This is a genomic window from Streptomyces sp. NPDC102274, assembly GCF_044766385.1.
In the GTDB taxonomy this organism is placed as follows: domain Bacteria; phylum Actinomycetota; class Actinomycetes; order Streptomycetales; family Streptomycetaceae; genus Streptomyces.
On sequence record NZ_JBIWLW010000040.1, the window covers coordinates 29,536 to 46,391 of the forward strand.

13 protein-coding genes and 2 pseudogenes are annotated in these 16,856 nt (G+C 69.7%); 4 read left to right on the plus strand and 11 right to left on the minus strand.

From position 1 onward, the window contains the following. Positions 1-104: 104 nt before the first annotated feature. Entirely contained in the window at positions 105-1,331 is a 1,227-nt protein-coding gene (locus ACIRQP_RS35820; protein WP_403898073.1) for a threonine synthase, read from the minus strand. 616 nt (positions 1,332-1,947) lie between these two features. On the opposite strand from ACIRQP_RS35820, the gene ACIRQP_RS35825 reads away from it, so the two are divergent. Then, the gene (locus ACIRQP_RS35825; protein ID WP_403898076.1) at positions 1,948-2,496 is read left to right on the plus strand and encodes a SigE family RNA polymerase sigma factor; all 549 of its coding nucleotides are present in this window, start codon (positions 1,948-1,950) and stop codon (positions 2,494-2,496) included. Continuing rightward, positions 2,493-3,446: a hypothetical protein gene (locus ACIRQP_RS35830; RefSeq protein WP_403898079.1), complete on the plus strand. Its 954-nt coding sequence runs from the start codon at positions 2,493-2,495 to the stop codon at positions 3,444-3,446. The genes ACIRQP_RS35825 and ACIRQP_RS35830 overlap by 4 nt, the downstream gene beginning before the upstream one ends. A gap of 185 nt (positions 3,447-3,631) precedes the next feature. On the opposite strand, the gene ACIRQP_RS35835 is transcribed toward ACIRQP_RS35830, so the two are convergent. After that, positions 3,632-4,612 (minus strand): SDR family NAD(P)-dependent oxidoreductase, encoded by a 981-nt coding sequence (locus ACIRQP_RS35835; RefSeq protein ID WP_403898082.1) that lies wholly within the window; start codon positions 4,610-4,612, stop codon positions 3,632-3,634. 74 nt (positions 4,613-4,686) lie between these two features. On the opposite strand from ACIRQP_RS35835, the gene ACIRQP_RS35840 reads away from it, so the two are divergent. Continuing rightward, positions 4,687-5,700: an AraC family transcriptional regulator gene (locus ACIRQP_RS35840; protein WP_403898085.1), complete on the plus strand. Its 1,014-nt coding sequence runs from the start codon at positions 4,687-4,689 to the stop codon at positions 5,698-5,700. On the opposite strand, the pseudogene ACIRQP_RS35845 reads toward ACIRQP_RS35840, so the two are convergent. From ACIRQP_RS35845 to ACIRQP_RS35860, 4 genes and pseudogenes are all read right to left on the minus strand, one after another. Beyond that, positions 5,628-5,777, minus strand: a pseudogene (locus ACIRQP_RS35845) (IS701 family transposase); the annotation flags it as partial. The gene ACIRQP_RS35840 and the pseudogene ACIRQP_RS35845 overlap by 73 nt on opposite strands. Before the next feature lie 219 nt (positions 5,778-5,996). Next, positions 5,997-7,070, minus strand: a complete 1,074-nt coding sequence (locus ACIRQP_RS35850) for a SagB/ThcOx family dehydrogenase (RefSeq protein WP_403898088.1) — start codon at positions 7,068-7,070, stop codon at positions 5,997-5,999. A 45-nt stretch (positions 7,071-7,115) separates the two neighbouring features. Next, entirely contained in the window at positions 7,116-9,284 is a 2,169-nt protein-coding gene (locus tag ACIRQP_RS35855; RefSeq protein WP_403898091.1) for a TOMM precursor leader peptide-binding protein, read from the minus strand. An 89-nt stretch (positions 9,285-9,373) separates the two neighbouring features. Then, entirely contained in the window at positions 9,374-9,493 is a 120-nt protein-coding gene (locus ACIRQP_RS35860) for an azolemycin family RiPP peptide (protein ID WP_383027812.1), read from the minus strand. A gap of 758 nt (positions 9,494-10,251) precedes the next feature. Between ACIRQP_RS35860 and ACIRQP_RS35865 the strand changes: the two genes are divergently transcribed. Continuing rightward, a complete protein-coding gene (locus tag ACIRQP_RS35865) occupies positions 10,252-11,157 on the plus strand; it encodes a class I SAM-dependent methyltransferase (RefSeq protein ID WP_403898094.1) in 906 nt (301 codons plus the stop codon). A gap of 164 nt (positions 11,158-11,321) precedes the next feature. On the opposite strand, the gene ACIRQP_RS35870 is transcribed toward ACIRQP_RS35865, so the two are convergent. The 5 genes and pseudogenes from ACIRQP_RS35870 to ACIRQP_RS35890 all read right to left on the minus strand — a co-directional run. Further along, complete coding sequence (locus ACIRQP_RS35870; RefSeq protein WP_403898097.1) at positions 11,322-12,425, minus strand: NAD(P)-dependent alcohol dehydrogenase; 1,104 nt, start codon at positions 12,423-12,425, stop codon at positions 11,322-11,324. Next, a complete protein-coding gene (locus ACIRQP_RS35875) occupies positions 12,422-13,831 on the minus strand; it encodes an aldehyde dehydrogenase family protein (RefSeq protein WP_403898100.1) in 1,410 nt (469 codons plus the stop codon). The genes ACIRQP_RS35870 and ACIRQP_RS35875 overlap by 4 nt, the downstream gene beginning before the upstream one ends. 8 nt (positions 13,832-13,839) lie before the next feature. After that, entirely contained in the window at positions 13,840-14,613 is a 774-nt protein-coding gene (locus ACIRQP_RS35880) for a (5-formylfuran-3-yl)methyl phosphate synthase (RefSeq protein ID WP_403898178.1), read from the minus strand. Positions 14,614-14,938: 325 nt separating this feature from the next. After that, a complete protein-coding gene (locus ACIRQP_RS35885; protein WP_403898181.1) occupies positions 14,939-15,370 on the minus strand; it encodes an alkyl sulfatase C-terminal domain-containing protein in 432 nt (143 codons plus the stop codon). Further along, positions 15,371-16,537, minus strand: a pseudogene (locus ACIRQP_RS35890) (alkyl/aryl-sulfatase); the annotation flags it as partial. Positions 16,538-16,856 lie beyond the last annotated feature (319 nt).

The window sequence follows — 16,856 nt, forward strand, 5'->3', positions numbered from 1 at the left end:
GCTTCGTGTGCCGGCTCCCCAGCCCCGGCCACGGCCACGGCGGGCCAACCGCGTAGGGCCGGGGTTTCATACGGGAGCCCACACCGGAACAGGCGGGGAGCCGATCAGCCGGCGGTCACCGGCGGGATTCGCGCGTCGATGGCGAGGGTCGGAACGTCGGCCCTGACCGTCCCGGGATACTTCAGGCCCATTCCCGTGTTGAGCACCACGGTCCGGTCGTCGGGGCCCAACCAGCCCGATTCACGGAGTTGCCTGGCCGCCGCCATACAGGCAGCGCCCTCCGGGCAGATGAACGTGCCTTCCCGTGTGGCGAGTTCACGCTGCTCGGCGAGCAGCTCTTCGTCGCTGACAGCGATCGCTGTTCCCTCGGTCGCCCGTACCGCCTCCAGCACCAGAAAGTCACCCAGGGCCTTGGGCACTGTGATCCCGAAGGCGACCGTGCGGGCGTCGGGGAAGGCCGTGCTGGTGCGCGCCCCGGACTCGAATGCCTCCACGATGGGCGCGCAGCCCTCCGCCTGCACCGCCACCAGACGGGGCAACTCACCTTCGATCCAGCCCAGTTCACGCATCTCCAGGATCGCCTTGTGGATCCCGATGAGACCGACGCCGCCGCCCGCCGGGTACAGGATCACATCCGGCATGCGCCAGCCGAGTTGTTCGGCGATCTCATAGCCCATGGTCTTCTTGCCCTCAAGCCGGTACGGCTCCTTGAGCGTCGAGACCTCCTGATAGCCCTGGCGCGCACCGACAGCCTCATTGACGATCTTGCCCGCGTCACCGATGAGTCCGTCCACCAGGTAGAGCTCCGCTCCGGCGGCGACACACTCGACACGGGTGATCGACGGAGCGTCGACCGGCATCGCGATGAGGCTGCGCAACCCGGCGCGGGCGGCGTAGGCGGCCCACGCCGCACCGGCATTGCCGTTGGTCGGCATCGCCACTCCCCTGACGCCGAGTTCGACGGCCCGGGACACACCGACCGCGGCGCCGCGGGCCTTGAAGGTGCCGGTGGGAATCAGCCCCTCGTCCTTCATCAGCAGATTCGGCACACCGATCGCGGCGCCATAGGCCGGCAGCGCCAGCAGCGGTGTCATGCCCTCGCCCATGGAGACGATGTACGACTCGTCTCTCACCGGCAGCACTTCGTGGTACCGCCACAGTGTCGGCGGTCGGCCCGCGATCTCGGCCGGTGTGACGGTCGCGGCCACTCGCTCCAGGTCGTAACGGGCGAGCAGCGGCATACCCGCCGCGCTCACACCCTGCACCACATCGGCTTCGTAGCGCTCTCCGGTCTGGGAACAGACGAGGTGGGTCAGGGCTGAGTACTGCATGAATCTCCTCGGCGAGCATGTGATCGGCAGACGGAATGTGAATCTTGAATCCAAGAAATCCTGGACGTCAAGGGCCGCGTGGAGGCCCTCGGCCTCCGGCTTCCTCGCCGAGGAGCGCCGGGCGGCGATCGCGCGGGGTGTTCCCCGAGGGGGCGGCGCCCCGGCCGCGACCGCCCCGGATTCGACGGGTCCGACAACAGTGCCGCGCGACAAGGAACTTCCGGCTCGACCGGCGCCCTCGCACCCGCACTCGCCACACTTCCGGGAGGCCGGTCGCCCCACCCCTCACGGCTGGCGGTGCGGCCGGGCAGCACCAGAGAGAGCTGTCTCGGCACCGGAGATTTCATCTCTGTGAAACAAAAAACGAACGCCGGCCTGAAAAGGGAGGTGCTCCGGTGCAACGCCGGGCCGACGCCGCCCGGCGCGGCCGAGCGGCCCCCGACCACGCACGACCACGCACGACCAAAGACCGCTCCACACCCGAGTCGTCAATCATGAGACACGGCCCTGGTCCGCAGGACAATCCCTGGCGAGCCTCCGTTCGAACCCGGCGCCGGATCCCGGGCAGGCAACCGAATCCGCCGAAACGGTGGTCTGCAGGGCGAGGGGGTGCTTGATGCAGGCCGAACAAGAGGCCCATTTCCAAGAATTCGTCAGAACGCGATGGTCCCATCTCGTGCGGACCGCTTATCTGCTCACGGGCGACGTGCACCACGCCGAGGACCTGACGCAGACGGCGCTGGCAAAGGCATACCGCTCGTGGCAGCGCGTCTCGCGCAGTGACAGTCCGGAGGCGTATGTCCGCCGGATGCTGGTCACCTGCAACAGCGACCGGTTCCGCAAGCGGCGCGTGACGGAGGCGCTGACCGCGGCGCCGCCGGAGGTGGCGGGGCGCGACGAGGCCGTCTCGTGGGCGGACGAGCGCAGCGCCTTGCTCGTGGCGCTGGCCCAACTGCCTCCCAGACAGCGGGCGGTGGTCGTCATGCGCTACTGGGAGGACCTGTCCGAGGCCGAGGTCGCCGAGGTGCTCGGCTGCTCTCCCGGCACGGTCAAGAGCCAGGCGTCCAAGGGACTGGCGAAGTTGCGTACGTATCAAGGGCTCGCGCAGGGCATGGACGGACATGACCGCAGCCGGGCCTCGTCCAAACAGGGAGGCAACAGGTGAACGAGGAGCACAAGCAGCAAGGCGCGGGAATCGGCGGGGACTTCGAGGAACAGCTGCGCGGCCTGCTCGCCGAGGACGCGTACACGATCCGGCCCTCGCCAGCGCCGTATCCGGCGATCCACCGCCGGGGCACGGTCGAGCGGCGGCGCCGGGTGGCGGCGGCCGGGGCGGCCCTGGTGACGCTGGCGGCGGTACCCATGGTGGCGTACGCGCTGACCGGCGCGGGTACGGGCGGGGACACGGCGGCGCCGGCACCGTCGGTCAGCGTCCCGCAGCAGACACCGGAGACACTGACACCGACGCCGTCCGCGTCGCCGTCGGGGCCCGCGCGGCCTGCCACGGAGGGCCAGCTGCTCGACGGGATCACCTTCGAGGAGGCTGCCGACGGGCTGGAGAAGTGCCTCGCCTTCGACAAGTCGCACACAGGGCCCCCAAACAACGCGTTCGACACGGACCTGGGAGCGACCGACGGCTACCGGATCATCCTGGCGATGAACAGCACCGGCGACTCCAACGCGCCCGGCGACGGCATGTACGTCGTCGCGGTGAAGGAGCAGCCGCAGCAGATCCGGCTGATCTGCAACATCAGGGACGGCAAGGCCCAGGGCAACAACATCAGCACAGGCTCCGACGATCTGCCGGACGCCGGTCCAGTGAGGGCCGACATCAACGGAGGCAAGCTCTACCAGCAGTCGGTCCTCGACCGCGGCAACTGGAAACTCCCGTTCCGCTGGGGAGTCATCGGCACGGTCGATCCGTCGGTGGCCCGGATGACCGTCTCCTACGGCGACGCCACCAGCCAGGCCGCCCTGGACCACGGCTGGTTCGTCGCCTCCGGCAACCTGAACCAGCAGGTCACTGTGGCCCCGCACATCAAGGGGTACGACGCCGAGGGCAAGCTGGTCTACGACTCCGACCAGGACAAGTACTACGAGAAGACGCAGCCGTAGCGCCGCCGGGCCGGGAGATCCGTGACGCCGTGGCACTGCAGGCCGGACGCCACACCCACGGCAAGATCATGATCATGCTGTGACCACGTCTCCGCTGGGCAGCCGCGCCACGTGTGGCGGACCGGGAGATGCTCCGCCTCGCCGCGCCGTCACGGGGATTGGTCTCGTGACGGCGCGGGGTCTCACTACGCCTTGATCAGTTCTTCACTCAGTGCCCAGAGGCGCTGGGCGGATTCCGGGTCGACGGAGTGGGACGTGACAGCGGAGTTGGGGTGCTGCGGGTCGAAAGGCCTCGGCTCGTCGTCCAGCTCCGAGATGTCGCTGTTCCTCAGGTACACGCCGCCGGTATCGGCGAGAAGGGGGCTGGTGGCCGCGAACACGATGGTGGCAGCCCCCTGTTGCGGTGTCTTCTTCTCGCGGTCGGGGTCGATGATCGGCCGGCCGGACTCGTCGATGAGCCCCATGGCCCGCAGCCCCTCCTCGCCTCCGGCACCATTGAGGCTGGTGCCGACAACGATGCCCGGATGGGTGGCGTAGCCACGGATTCCGTCCTGGGCCCAGCGGCGGTCCAGCTCGACGGTGAAGAGCACGTTGGCCGTCTTGGACTGGGCGTAGGCCATGGTGTGCTCGTAGTCGGCGGTGAAATAGAGGTCGTCCCAGTGGATGCCGGACAACCGCTGGGCGCCGGAGGTGACGTTGACCACCCTGGCGCCGTGCGCGGCGCGCAGGGCGGGCAGCAGGCCCAAGCTGAGCTGGAAGTGGCCGAGGTGGTTGGTCGCGAACTGGACTTCGTAACCACGAGCGTCCACGGTGCGTTCCCGGGGCGCCGGGACGCCGGCGCTGTTGATCAGGAGGTGCAACGGGCGGCCGGTCTCGAGCCAGCGTGCGGCGAGGGCGTCGATCGACGCCGGGTCCAGGAGGTCCAGCTGGTCAGCCTCCACGTTCCCGATCCCCGACAAGGCCTGCTTGGCGAGGTCCGGGTTGCGCGAGGCCGTGGTCACCGATGCGCCGGCCCGGGTCAGAGCGCGGGTGACTTCCAGCCCGATTCCGGCATGGCCCCCGGTGATGATGACGTTCTTGCCGCTCAGGTCGATTCCTGCGATGACCTCGTCGGCTGTGGAGGCCGCGGTGAAGCCGGACCCGAGAGGATGCTGTTTGTGGTTCATACCGGCACGCTACGACCCCGAAGGGGGCACGGTGAATAATTGACAGTGCGCATTTCTTTCGCGATCGTTCAAGCATGCTGATTGACCCGATGTCCGAGGTCTTCGATCTCATCGAGATCAAGGGGCTCATGACCAGCGGCTTCACCGTCCCGCGAGGGCGTGCCTGGGTGGCCCGTGGTTCCCTTCCCCCCATCTTGAAGTTTTTTGCGGTCGTTCGCGGTCAGGCCCGGCTGGCCGCCAGCGGCATCGATCAGCCGCTCGTCCTCGAGGCGGGCGATGTCGCCATCCTGAACAACCAGGCATGGCTGGAGGTGCGGGGAGGCCCCACAGATCAGGTCCCGTACGAGATCGACGTGGCGAGCGCAAGGTATCCCCTTGATGACGACGAAGGTGCCGACCTGCTCCTTGGCGGTCACATCGCCCTCAATGCGATCGGCGAAGCCCTCCTCCTGCAGGCGCTCCCGCCGGTAGGGCATGTCCGGGCCGCGACCACCAGCGTCCCCCTGCGCGTCCGACTGGAGCAGCTCCTCGACGAAGTGACCGGCGACCGCATCGGCTCCGCCTTCGCCATCCGCCAACACGGGCAATTGCTGGTCCTCGACATGCTGCGCGTCTATCTCGACCAGGTTGCGCTACCTCCCGGCTGGCTGCGTCTGCTGACCGACGAACGGCTGCGCGCAGCCGTGACCCTTATGCACGCTGAACCGGGCACAGCCTGGCGGCTGGAGTCTCTGGCACGAGCGGCGGCCATGTCACGCACGGCATTCGCCACGCACTTTCGGCACGTGGCGGGCATGCCGCCGCTCACCTACCTCAACCACTGGCGCATGCTGCTGGCACAGCGCGCCCTCCGGGAGGGGAACGACCACGTCGGCGCACTGGCATCCACGTTGGGCTACGCCTCGGAGAGTGCCTTCAGCACCGCCTTCAAACGCGAGACCGGAGATCCGCCGCTGCGCTACCGGAAACGCGTTCGTGAGGAAGAAGCGAGGTCCAGCCAGAAGAACGATCATGGATTGGCTCTGACGACTGCGAGGAAGGCAGGAGCGAGCGTGGCGGTGGTGACCCAGCGGGACCAGGACGCGTAGCGGCGGACCTGGTGCTCGTCCAGTGCCGCCGGGCCCTTGCCGGACTGGAAGAACTCCTCGACCCGCACCTTGGTGCCCGTGGCTCAGGGGTACGAGCAGCGACGCGCCCCGGGGGCTTCTCGGAGTGCGCGGTCTCGCGATGCTCGGAAGGACGCCGGAGCGGTTGAAGTCGGCGCTCGCGTACGTCCAGTCCGGGGCAGACCTCCGGGACGAGGCAGATCCACAGAGAGCTGCACAGGGCCGCTGACCAGGCGAAACAGAAGTGTGGCTCTCCTATCTGCGAATGAGCCGGCCGGTCAGTCGGCCGGGAGGTCAGCCCGTGTCGGAGCGGTCGTGGTGGCAGAGGGGTCGGGTAGGCCCAGCGCCAGGTTTCCGACATGGAGGAGCTGGTGGTCGTACGACTGGAGGAAGGGAGCCGTTACCGGCACCTCCATCCGTCCGGTCGGGCAGGACGCCAGGCCGAGATCGGTGGCGGTCAGGCACATGGTCTGCAGCAGGCAGCCGGTGTCGCGGTAGATCATGCTCAGCGCCATCCCCGCGTACTTCCAGCCCGTACGGTCCGCGCGGGAAGCGAGGTAGAGCCCGGCTGGGGGTGCCTCGTTCAGTAGCGCCGGGAGGGTGACGGTCCGGTGCTGGAGCGCGGCGAGGCCGTCGTTCCAGTCGGACAGCCGGTGCAACGCGTGCTCGAACGCGTCGTAGTGGTAAGCCCCGGGGGGCAGGCGCTCCACATCGCGGGCGATCAAGTAGATCTCCAGGCTGTGCCGGGCGCCGCCGGATGGCGCGGGGCGCTGCGTCTGCTCGTAGGATCGCGGGGGCAGGTAACCGCGCACCCGCGCGGACCGGTCCAGGAACGCGGCGAGGAGCCTCATCGGCAGCGGGTCGGCGGCGAAGTCGCGGATGCTGCGCCGCTCGGCGAGCACCTCCGCCAGCGTGCGGCTCGGCAGGTCTCGGGCGTCCGGCAGGGGAACGGTCCCGGTGGCCTCAGGGTGACACATTCGGGCAGGGGGCGGTGTGCCGCGCTGCGCGCCGGGCAGAGGCCCGCGCCCGGCCTGCGCGTGGCAGGCGCGTTCGTACGGTGTGAGGCCGTCGGTGGCGGGTGCGGCGCCCTCCTTGTCGTCATGGCGGACGATGCCCGCGGCGGCCAGCCGTTCGAGTAGCGTCCGGGTCGTGTCGGCGTCCGTCCGGTGTGGCCACCGCGCGTTGAGTTCATCCGCCGTCAGGGCGCCGTCGAGTTGCTGCAGCAGGTCGACGAGTTCGGGCTTGGCGACGAATTTCCGGCCGCTGCGGGAGTCGACGAGAACGGAACCGGAGTGGTCGTCCCACTCCAGCAGCAGGTCGGGGTTACGGCGGAAGAGCGTGCGCGTGTCCATGCGATGTGGTCCTTGCCTGAGCGGGTCCGGCGCCTCGGGGGAATCTCACAGAAAGGGCAGCGGCAGGGGGTTGAGATCATCCTCGCCGAGGGGGGTGGCTCGAACGCCCATGGCCACCGGTGCGCGGAAGACGCGAGGGCCGCCCCGCCGGTGGAAGTCGCTGCGCAGGGTGATGGGGCACAGGCCCGGCACCAGGGAGCGCACGACCGACACACCGCACTCGGCGACGTCGATGGGAGTGATGTCCACGCTGATGGCCTCGTAGTCACATGCCGCCAGACGCCGAACCGCTTCGTCGACGTCCGCCCGGAAACCTTGGGAGGGCCTGGGCGGCGGGACGGGCCGTGAGGGGCCGTCGTGCCAGAACTCCAGGTGCCGTGCCCGATCGTGGTCCCAGTAGTAGAGGCTGAAGTCTCTGAGCGTGTCCAGCGCGGCGTCCGCGGCGGGGATGCGGGCACCGGCGTCGAGCTCTTTCTGCCAGGTGGCGGCGCCGGCGCGGCCCAGACATGCTTCCTCCAGGGCGCCGAGCAGGGCCGCGTGAGGGTCCAGGTCCGCACGGGCGGCGTGTACGGTCACCGGCCGCCGCTCCGTGTTTTCCTGGCAGCGGATGGCGAAGGCCGGGATACCGAGGTCGGTGGTGAGGTCCTTGCCCGTGACCGCCACGCCAGCGGCGGTGAGCTTGTCGACGATGCGACGCGGTACTCCGTCCGGCAAGCTCGTCAGGTCCAGGCTGGGCAGGGTGAGGCGGTTCTCCCAGAACACCACACTCGCGTCCCGCTCGACGATTTCCATCAGCCCGGCCAGTACCGCGTGTTCGTAACAGCTGCCCGCGGCCAGCCCGGTGGAGATGGGGTCGAACCATGCCCGGTGGCTCTTGGGGAACCGGTAGGGCAGATAGACCGCGCAGGCCGGTACGTACCGCGTCTTGCCCGTCGTCAAGGAGTGTCCACGCACCCAGTCGATCTCGATGTCCGGGTCGAAGGGGCCGTAGCGGGGGTGGTCGGCGTACTCCTTGGCCGAGCCCAATGGCAGGTCACGAGGGTCGATGGCTTCTTCGCCAAGGTCGGTGAAAGAGGCTCGCACAAGCTGGTCGCGACCATAGACCCCGGCCGCGTAGCGCTCCATTGTCTCGCCCACGGCACAGACCCGGGCGGTGACCGGATCGCTCTTGACGGCCCCTCCACGTGCCTCGGCGTCCACCGGGGAGAACCAGCTCGTCGTGGTGCGCCCGGCGGTGCGCGCGTACGTCGTGTCGCCTTCTTCTCCGGCCCCGTCGTCCACGCGGAGTTCCAGCACCAGTCCGGTCAGTGGGTCAACGGCACCGCGCATCCGCTCCCAGCAGGCGCGGACGTCGGTGTCGCCGGGTTCGTCCCGGCGTGGCGCACGGGCCCGTGAGGAGCAGCCGGGACAGCCGGGAGTGTGGAACAGGGCGTGCCGGGTGCGCTCCAGCTCCTGGTGGTCGAACTCGGTGAGGGTCGCCCGCCCCGGTCCGGGTCGGCCGCTGAGAAGCCTGAGGGTCTCGTGAGCCAGCAGCCCGGACGCGATGGCGGTGGTGGGCCACGCGTCGCTGTCGGCCGCCCCGAGCAGCACGTCGAGCGGCAGATCGGCCACCGCCTGCCAGACATGGTTCGCGCGGATACGGCGCACGAGACACACCGGGCAGGGAGTGTGGGGCGGTGTGAGAGCGGCGGACAGCAGTCGCTTCGGAGTGCTCAGATAGACGATAAGGGGGATGCCGCTGTCCATCGACACCTGGGTCCATCGCTGGAGCACGGGCTCCGGCAACGACAGCGGAAGGACCGCGACGGCCGGGGTCTCGGCTCCGACCTGCGGGGCCTCGACCGAGGCCATGCTCACTCCGGCCCCTCGAAGCAGCGCCGAGACGCCCTCCCCGAGAGCACCGCCGGCGACGGCCACCACGTGATCCTCGAACCCGTCGCCACCGGCGGCATACAGCGGGTGGGCCTCCCGCTCACCCTCCTGGTGGACCAGGCCGCGGGAGTGGAGCCCTCGGACGACCCGCTCAGGGAGCGCGTCAAGAGGGAGATTCCCGTCGCTGCCCTCCCGGGGGCCTACCAGAGGGGGCGGCAGCCGCAGCATGCCGGTGCTCGCGCAGACGTAGAGATGGTCGCCGCGCGCGACGAGCCGGACATCGCGCCGGGTCGTGAGCGGAACGGACGGAGGTGCGAGCGAGGAGGCAGCGTGTGTGTCCAAAGCGGTCCGCCTTCTTGATGGAGCCTCAGGGGTTAGAGGGGGGCATCCTCCCGCTCAATGGGGCGGCGGGAGGATGCTTCTGGCGCTACTTACTCGTCCTCGACTTCGGTGTCGGCCGCGGCGACGGCAGACAAACAGCTGTGCCCGGCAAAGGTCTCCTCCGCCTTGGGCAGCGCCATCTCCTCGAACAGTTCGTCGTTCTCAGACATGTTTCTTCTCCTTCCTTGGACGACCCTTCAACTGGATGCGTCTGCCTGGGCCTGCCGTGCAGTACCAGCACACACGCAACTCCATTACGCTTGAGGCCAGTTGATATGTCGAGAAATCAGCTTACTCACCACCCAGAAGGCTGAAATGTATGAATATTCATCGCCCAGTGAGGTGAGGTCACCGCCATGGGCATGCAACGCGGCCATGGATCACCCCCCTTGAGGCGTCGCCGGTAGATCAGCCTGCCGGGGAAGACCTGTTGACGAAGGGGAGGAAGTCGGCGCCTGGGGGCACACCGACCCCCGCAGTACGCCGAGGTCCTGAATAGAGGCGCAGCACACTTCGGGTCGCTCCGGGGCCACTTGGGCGATATCCACCTGTTCAGGTGAACCCTCTTGGCTTTTTCATGTGGGCGGCGATCGTCGGCCGGATAGTGAGGACGCCGCGCGATGTCCGGGTTCGGATTCCGGTCGGGAATGCGGTGGCCGATCATTCCCGAATTCTTTTTGCGCCACCCGGCAGAGCATGACCAAAAGAAAGGTGGCGCGGGCCTGTACGTGCGGCGGCGACCAATCGGATCAAAATCGTTTCCTCTCCGCTCGACGCCATCGGCAACGGCGCCGACGTTGACGACCCGGGTCGTCGGCACGAATCCGCACCTGGCCGGAACCGGCTCGTACGTTCACCGCGGATCCGCCTCTCCTCATCCTCACTTTCCTCACTGTTCGTGGTCTCAACCCGCCTTAAGGGAGGACACATGGTCGGCACAGCGCATCCGGACACCGGTGTGGACGGCATGGAAGGGGGTGTCGGCCTGACCGCTCTCCTGGTCGCCGCGGCACGGGCGATCGAGACCCACCGCCGCGACAGCCTGGCACGGGACGTCTACGCGGAGCACTTCGTGCGCGCCGCACCGGCGTCCGCGGGCTGGCCGGTCCGCGTGCAACAGGCTCCGGACGGGGACGCGAACCCGCTGTGGGGGCGATTCGCGCGTTACTTCGGTCTGCGGACGAGGGTCCTCGACGACTTCCTCCTCCGGTCGGTGCACGCGGGCGCCCGCCAAGTGGTCCTGCTCGGGGCAGGGTTGGATGCGCGGGCATTCCGACTCGATTGGCCACCCGGCTGCGTGATCTTCGAGATCGACAGGAAAGGCGTGCTGGCGTTCAAGCACAAGGTGCTCGGCGGGCTGTCGGCCACCCCCAAGGCGGCGCGCGTACCGATCCCGATCGATCTGCGCGCCGACTGGGTCGGAGCGCTCATCGACGCCGGCTTCGACACGGCCGCACCGAGCGTCTGGCTGGCCGAGGGGCTGCTGTTCTACCTGCCCAGCGCTGCCGAGACGTATCTCATCGACACGGTGGACCGGTTGAGCACAGGGGGAAGCGCTCTGGCGTTCGAGGTCAAACTCGAAAAGGACCTGCTGGAATACCGCGACAGCCCGCTCTACACCTCGACGAAACACCAGATCGGCATCGACCTGCTCAACCTGTTCGACGGAGAGCCGCGGCCCGACTCCGCGGGAGATCTGACGGGCAAGGGCTGGTCCACATCGGTCCACACCCCCTTCGACTTCACCCGCCGGCATGGACGCGGCCCGCTGCCCGAGCAGAACGACGCGCTGGCGGGCAACCGGTGGGTGTTCGCGAACAAGCCCCGCCCGTAACACTGCTGCAGGCGGCCCGGTGCGTCCCCCCCGACGGGACGCACCGGACGAGCCTCGCGGGAGGACCGGCCACGGCCGTCCGGTGTCCGTGGCCGTCCGTCAGACGGCGGTCGATCGAGGTCGGTCGGAGTCGATCAGACAGGCAGCGGCGTTGAAAGCCTCGCTCATCGGCTCCTCCCCTCCGGAACCAGGACGGGTTTGACCACGCGGCCCGCGTCGCAGTCGCGTTCGGCTTCGTTGATGTCCGCGAGCGGGTACGTACGGATCAGCTGGTCGAAGGGAAACCGTCCGGCCTGCCACAGTCCGGTCAGCCGCGGAATCAGCAGTCCCGGCACCGCGTCCCCCTCGCAGATGTGGGAGATCCTCCGGCCCCGGTCCAGACCCCCCGGTTCGAGCGGCAGCGCGGTGTGGAGCCGTGCCACCAGGCCGAGGTGGCCGGTCGGGCGCAGGGCACGCAGTGCGTCGTTGATGAGCTGGGCGGAGCCCGTGGTGTCCAGCGCGTACCGCGCGCCGCCGTCGGTCAGTCGCCGGATACGGTCGGGCAGGCCGGCCGAGGCGGCGTGCAACGGGATCGCGTGGAACCGCTCGGCGAGGGCCAGCCGTTCGGGGTGCCGGTCGACGGCCACGGTCACCGCCCCGGCGGCGGTGGCAGCCATCACCGCGGCCAGGCCCACCGCTCCCGCGCCGAACACGGCGACGGTGTCGCCGGGGCCGACGCCGAAGGAGTTCAGAACCGCTCCGGCTCCGGTGAGGAACCCGCAGCCGAGCGGTCCGAGCAGTTCGATGGGCAGTGCGGGGTCGACCCGGACGGCGTTACGGGCCAGGACCATCGCGTACTCGGCGAACGAGGACTGGCCGAACCACCGGGGAGCCAGTACGCCGCCGGCCGCGTCGGTGAACCGCGCCGCGTTCTCCCCGCGTCCTCCGAAGAGGTTGAGCGAGGCGAAGGAGTCGCAGTAGGCGGGAGCCGCGCCCAGGCAGTTCCAGCAGTGTCCGCAGGAGTCGAAGCTCAGCACGACATGGTCACCGACGCTCAGAGCGGTGTCCGGGCCGCCCGTCTCCACCACGACCCCGGCCCCCTCGTGGCCGAGTACCGCCGGCAGCGGTGAGCGGCCCGCCGAACGCCGGACCACGAGATCGGTCCGGCACATCCCGCAGCCCGCGATCCTGACCAGGATCTCGCCGTCGGCCGGCCCCTCGGCCAGCATCACCTCCTCGACGGCGAATCGGCTCTCGTACGAGCGCAGTACCGCCGCGCCGAACCTCATGGTCGCGCCTCCTCCGGACGGTGCACGACGAACGGTCTGAGGTTCCCGTAGAGCCCCCACGGTCCGCCCGCGACACCGACACCGCTCTCCTTGATGCCCGCGAAGGGCTGGGCGAGGGACAGTTCGGCATGGTGGTTGATCCATGCCGTCCCGCACTCCAGCCGGTCGGCCACCGCCTCGGCCCGGTCGAGGTCGGTCCCCCATACCGAGCCGCCCAGCCCGAAACCGGTGTCGTTGGCCGCCTCGATCGCTTCGTCGAGGCTCCCGTACGGCAGCACCGGCAGGACCGGGCCGAATTGCTCCTCCGTCACCACCGGGCTGTCGGGTGGGACATCGGCCAGGATCGTCGGGGCGAAGAAGTAGCCCGGCCGGTCCAGCCGGTGGCCACCGGTCACGGCGCGGGCGCCGTCTGCCAGGGCCTGCGCCGTGTAGCGCTCGACGCGGGCCAGTTGGGGCGCGTTGTTGACAGGCCCCAGCTGCGAGTCCGGGTCGAGCCCGGCTCCGACGACGACGCTCTTCGCACGCTGCGCGAGGGCCTCGACCACCTGGCCGTGGAGCCGGGCCGGGGCGTAGACACGCTTGACCGCCATGCAGATCTGCCCGCAGTTGCGGAAGGCCGCCCAGAACAGCCGGTCCGCGATCCGCTCCACGTCCACGTCCTCCAGCAGGACGGCGGCGTCGTTGCCACCCAGCTCCAGAGTGACCCGGGCGAGCGAGGCCGCCGCGCCCTCCGCGACGGCCCGTCCGGTGGGAATCGAACCGGTGAAGGTCACATGGCGTATCCCCGGATGGGACGCGAGGCGGGCGCCGAGAGGTTCGCGGCCGGTGACGATCGTCAGTACGCCCTCGGGGAGGGCGGTGGAGAGGACAGACCCCAGCAACCGGGTGGCCAGGGGGGTGAACGGGGAAGGCTTGAGCACCATCGTGTTGCCCGCGGCGAGCGCCGGCGCGAACTTCGCCGACGCGAGCTGGAGGGGAAAGTTCCACGGGACGATCGCGGCGACGGGCCCGAGCGATCGCCAGCGGATCTCACTGCGTACCGGCCGTCCGTCCGCGATCGGCCGGGACCCGGGGTCCAGCTCTGCGAAGTAGCGCAGACGGGCCGCCGTGCGGGCGACCTCCGCGTACGACTCGGCCAGCGGTTTGCCCTGTTCACGGGTGAGCAGCGGAGCGAGTTCGGCCCCGGCCGCCTCCACGGCGTCGGCTGCCGCGAGCAGCGCGGTGGCGCGGGCGACGCGGTCGGCCCGCCAGCCGCGCCAGGCCTCGTGGGCCCGGTCGACGACGGCGTCCAGCTCGTCCGGCCGCTGGTCGGGAGCGTCGTCGAAGGCCTCGCCCGTTGCCGGATCGAGGACGGCGAAGCACCGGCCGCGGCCCCCGGGCGCGCGACGGGGCTGACGTGTCGGCATGAAGGCGGTCAACTCGCGGCGACGGCAGCCGCGTACTCCTGGGCATGCCGGTCCATCTCCGCCCGGAAGGCGGCCACCAGCCGCGGCCGGATCCTTCCCGCGGTGCGGTCGCCCCCCTCGCAGACCGCACCTCGCACCCCTACGATGTCCGTGCCGATGCGGGTCAGTTCGCCGAGGTCTCCCTCCTTGACGCTGCCCGCGAGGGCGGCGAGCAGATCCGCCTCGTGGGCCAGCCGGACGAACTCCTCGCAGACGTCCGGCGGAACGTGGTCGAACAGCCGTGTCCCGTCCTTGATCGCGGTGTCGAGCATGGCCGCGTCGGAACCGGAGCGGAGGGCGATATCCGGCAGTGCGAGCGGGTTGACGCAGCCGATCCGGTGGGCGTCGGCGTAGCCCGAGGCGACGACGAAAGCGTCCGGCCGATAGTCCTTCACCGCCCGGACGACCCCTCGCATGACATCGATGGCCTGTTCGGGCGTCGTGCATCCGTAGAGGCCGACCTTGATGTACGTGGCCCCGGAGACAGCCGCACCGAGCGCCGCCTGGGCCACCGTGCCGGGCTTGTACGGTACGTCTCCCACGGTGGCGGACACCGGCTTGTCCGCCGGAACGGCTTCGCGGATCTCCCTGATGACCCACGGGTAGTTCGCACCGAGCGAGCCTTCGTCGGGCTTCTTGACATCGACGATGTCGAGGTACTCCGCAGCCTTCGCGCAGTCGAGGGCCTCCTCGACGCTGTCCGGGGAGATGAGAAGCAACAACGTGGGCTCCTTCCACCGCATGTCCGCCCGCCAGGGGCGGGGGTGCGGAGGCGTCTGGATCACTTGCGGTCTGCTCATCATTGCCTCGGCCCGTGACCATCGGTAGGGCGCGCGGAGTCCGAACGGGGCGTTACCACGGCGCGTCCACTCCGCCGTGCGCCGTCCACGCCGGTTCGACCGCGCCGGTTCGACCGCGCCGGCTCAAGGCCGCGCCGGGTCACGCTCGACGAGGCCGGGGCCGCACTCGTCACCCCTCGACGAGCCCGACGAGCCGCCCCCGTCGTCCCGTCGACCGGCGGACGGCCCACGGTCTCGTGGCGCGCTGGCGAAGCGCGCCCGGACGACGTCATCGGAGGTTGGGGACGACAACGTCGAAAGCGGCTGTGAAGGTGTCGAGCAGACCGAGCAGCGTGTCGAGGACCGTCCGGTCGCCATCCGCTCGGGCGTCGCCCTTCTCGACCAGTGCGTCGAGGGTCGCCGTGCCATGGGCGAGGGCGGCCAAGGCGGTACGCGTGACACGCAGGGTGGTCTCCGGCGCCTCTGTGAACGGCGGCGTGTACCGCAGGACGCCGTTCTCGATGACCAGCAGGAAGCGCTCCACGGTCGCGTCGGACCGGTCGTCGGTGACCTCAAGACCGACACGGAGCCGGAGCGGCGACGCGTGGGGGCCGTTGAGGCGGATGGCCATGTAGTCGAGCAGCATGTCGGTGGTCGTCCCGGCGAGGAGGTCGGGGCCGGCGTTGCTGAACGACCGCTCGCCGGTGAACCCGTGGCGCAGCTCAAGGGCTCCGGTGAGAAGGAAGTTGCGCCAGGCCGAGCTCTCGGCCTGGTAACCGAGCTGTTCGAAGACATCGGCCTCCAGACGTGCGGGCCGGTGTCACGGGGCGGCGGCGAGCGCGTGTTTGAGCAGCTCGGCCGCCCACCTGTCCTCCCCTGACCCATGGGCGGTGCGTGCGTGTGCGACGACCGCGTCGACGCCGCCCATCAGCTCGACATAGCGCCGGCCGGCCTGCGCGGGCGGCAGGGGGTCGAGGTTCGCCGGGTTGCCGTCGAACCACCCCAGGTAGCGCTGGTAGACGGCCCTCGCGTTGTGGCGCGTCGAGCCGTAACAGCCGCGGTTGGCCCAGAGGGACGCCAGCGGCTCGGGCAGTTCGACCAGCTCGGCGACCTCGTCGGGCGCGTAACCGTGGTTGGCCAGGCGCAGGGTCTCGTCGTGGAGATAGCGGTAGAGGTCGCGGTGCATCCCGAGCAGCTCGGCGATCCGGTCTCCGCCCCAGAGCGGCCATTGATGGCCGATGAACATGACGTCCGACTCCCCGAACAGCCGCAGCGCTTCGTCGATCGCGGCACTCCACGCGATGGCGTTTCGGACGGGTGCGCCCCGCAGCGTGTACAGGTTGTGCATCTGGTGGGAGACCGTCTCGGCCATGCACAGCGCCCGCCGCTGTGGGAGATGGAAGTTCATCTCGGCGGGCGCCTCGGTGTCGGGCACGAATTGGAAGACGAACCGGACGCCGTCGAGTACGAGTTCCTCGCCGGTCCGGCGTACGTCGTGGGTCGGCCGGATCAGTGTGCTCGTGCCGGTCGCCACACCGGCGCAGATGCCGTTCATCACGTGCCCGCGGGCGTTGCGCGGCAGTCGGCCGCCGAACATGAAACCGGCCCTGCGGCTCATTGCGACGCCGGCGGAGACGTTCTCGCTCACGGCGTGCTCGTAGAAGCCGGCGGGGGCGACCACGGGGACACGTCCGTCCCGCACGTCCGCCTCGTCGACCGCTCCCTTGACCCCGCCGAAGTGTTCGATGTGGCAGTGCGTGTACACGACCGCGGTGACCGGGCGGTCGCCGAGCTGTTCGCGGACCAGTCGCAGCGCGGCGGCGGAGGTCTCGACACAGGTGAGCGGGTCGACGACCACGTAGCCCCGCTCGCCGAGGATCACGGTCATGTTCGCGGCGTCGTACCCGCGGACCTGATAGACGCCCTCCGTGACCTGGAACAGGCCGTGGTGACGGTTGAGCCGGGCCAGTCGCCACAGACTGGGATGGACGGTCGGTGGTGCCTCCCCGTCGACGAACGAGTACGCATGGAGATCCCAGACCACATTGCCCGCGCCGTCCCGGATGACCGGGGGTTCGATGGCCGCGATCCAGCCCCGCGCCGCGTCGTCGGACGCGCGCCGGTCGTCCCACGGCAGCGCGGCTGTGGGCGATGCGGGCAACGTCGAGCGGCTGGGCTCGTGCCGCGGGGGGAGCGGCTGCTGAAGG

Excerpts from the sequence above, each read along its gene's own strand:
- ACIRQP_RS35820 (WP_403898073.1), bottom strand. The coding sequence starts at position 1,331 with ATGCAGTACTCAGCCCTGACCCACCTCGTCTGTTCCCAGACCGGAGAG.
- ACIRQP_RS35825 (WP_403898076.1), top strand. The coding sequence starts at position 1,948 with ATGCAGGCCGAACAAGAGGCCCATTTCCAAGAATTCGTCAGAACGCGA.
- ACIRQP_RS35835 (WP_403898082.1), bottom strand. The coding sequence starts at position 4,612 with ATGAACCACAAACAGCATCCTCTCGGGTCCGGCTTCACCGCGGCCTCC.
- ACIRQP_RS35840 (WP_403898085.1), top strand. The coding sequence starts at position 4,687 with ATGCTGATTGACCCGATGTCCGAGGTCTTCGATCTCATCGAGATCAAG.
- ACIRQP_RS35850 (WP_403898088.1), bottom strand. The coding sequence starts at position 7,070 with ATGGACACGCGCACGCTCTTCCGCCGTAACCCCGACCTGCTGCTGGAG.
- ACIRQP_RS35860 (WP_383027812.1), bottom strand. The coding sequence starts at position 9,493 with ATGTCTGAGAACGACGAACTGTTCGAGGAGATGGCGCTGCCCAAGGCG.
- ACIRQP_RS35865 (WP_403898094.1), top strand. The coding sequence starts at position 10,252 with ATGGTCGGCACAGCGCATCCGGACACCGGTGTGGACGGCATGGAAGGG.
- ACIRQP_RS35870 (WP_403898097.1), bottom strand. The coding sequence starts at position 12,425 with ATGAGGTTCGGCGCGGCGGTACTGCGCTCGTACGAGAGCCGATTCGCC.
- ACIRQP_RS35875 (WP_403898100.1), bottom strand. The coding sequence starts at position 13,831 with ATGCCGACACGTCAGCCCCGTCGCGCGCCCGGGGGCCGCGGCCGGTGC.
- ACIRQP_RS35880 (WP_403898178.1), bottom strand. The coding sequence starts at position 14,613 with ATGCGGTGGAAGGAGCCCACGTTGTTGCTTCTCATCTCCCCGGACAGC.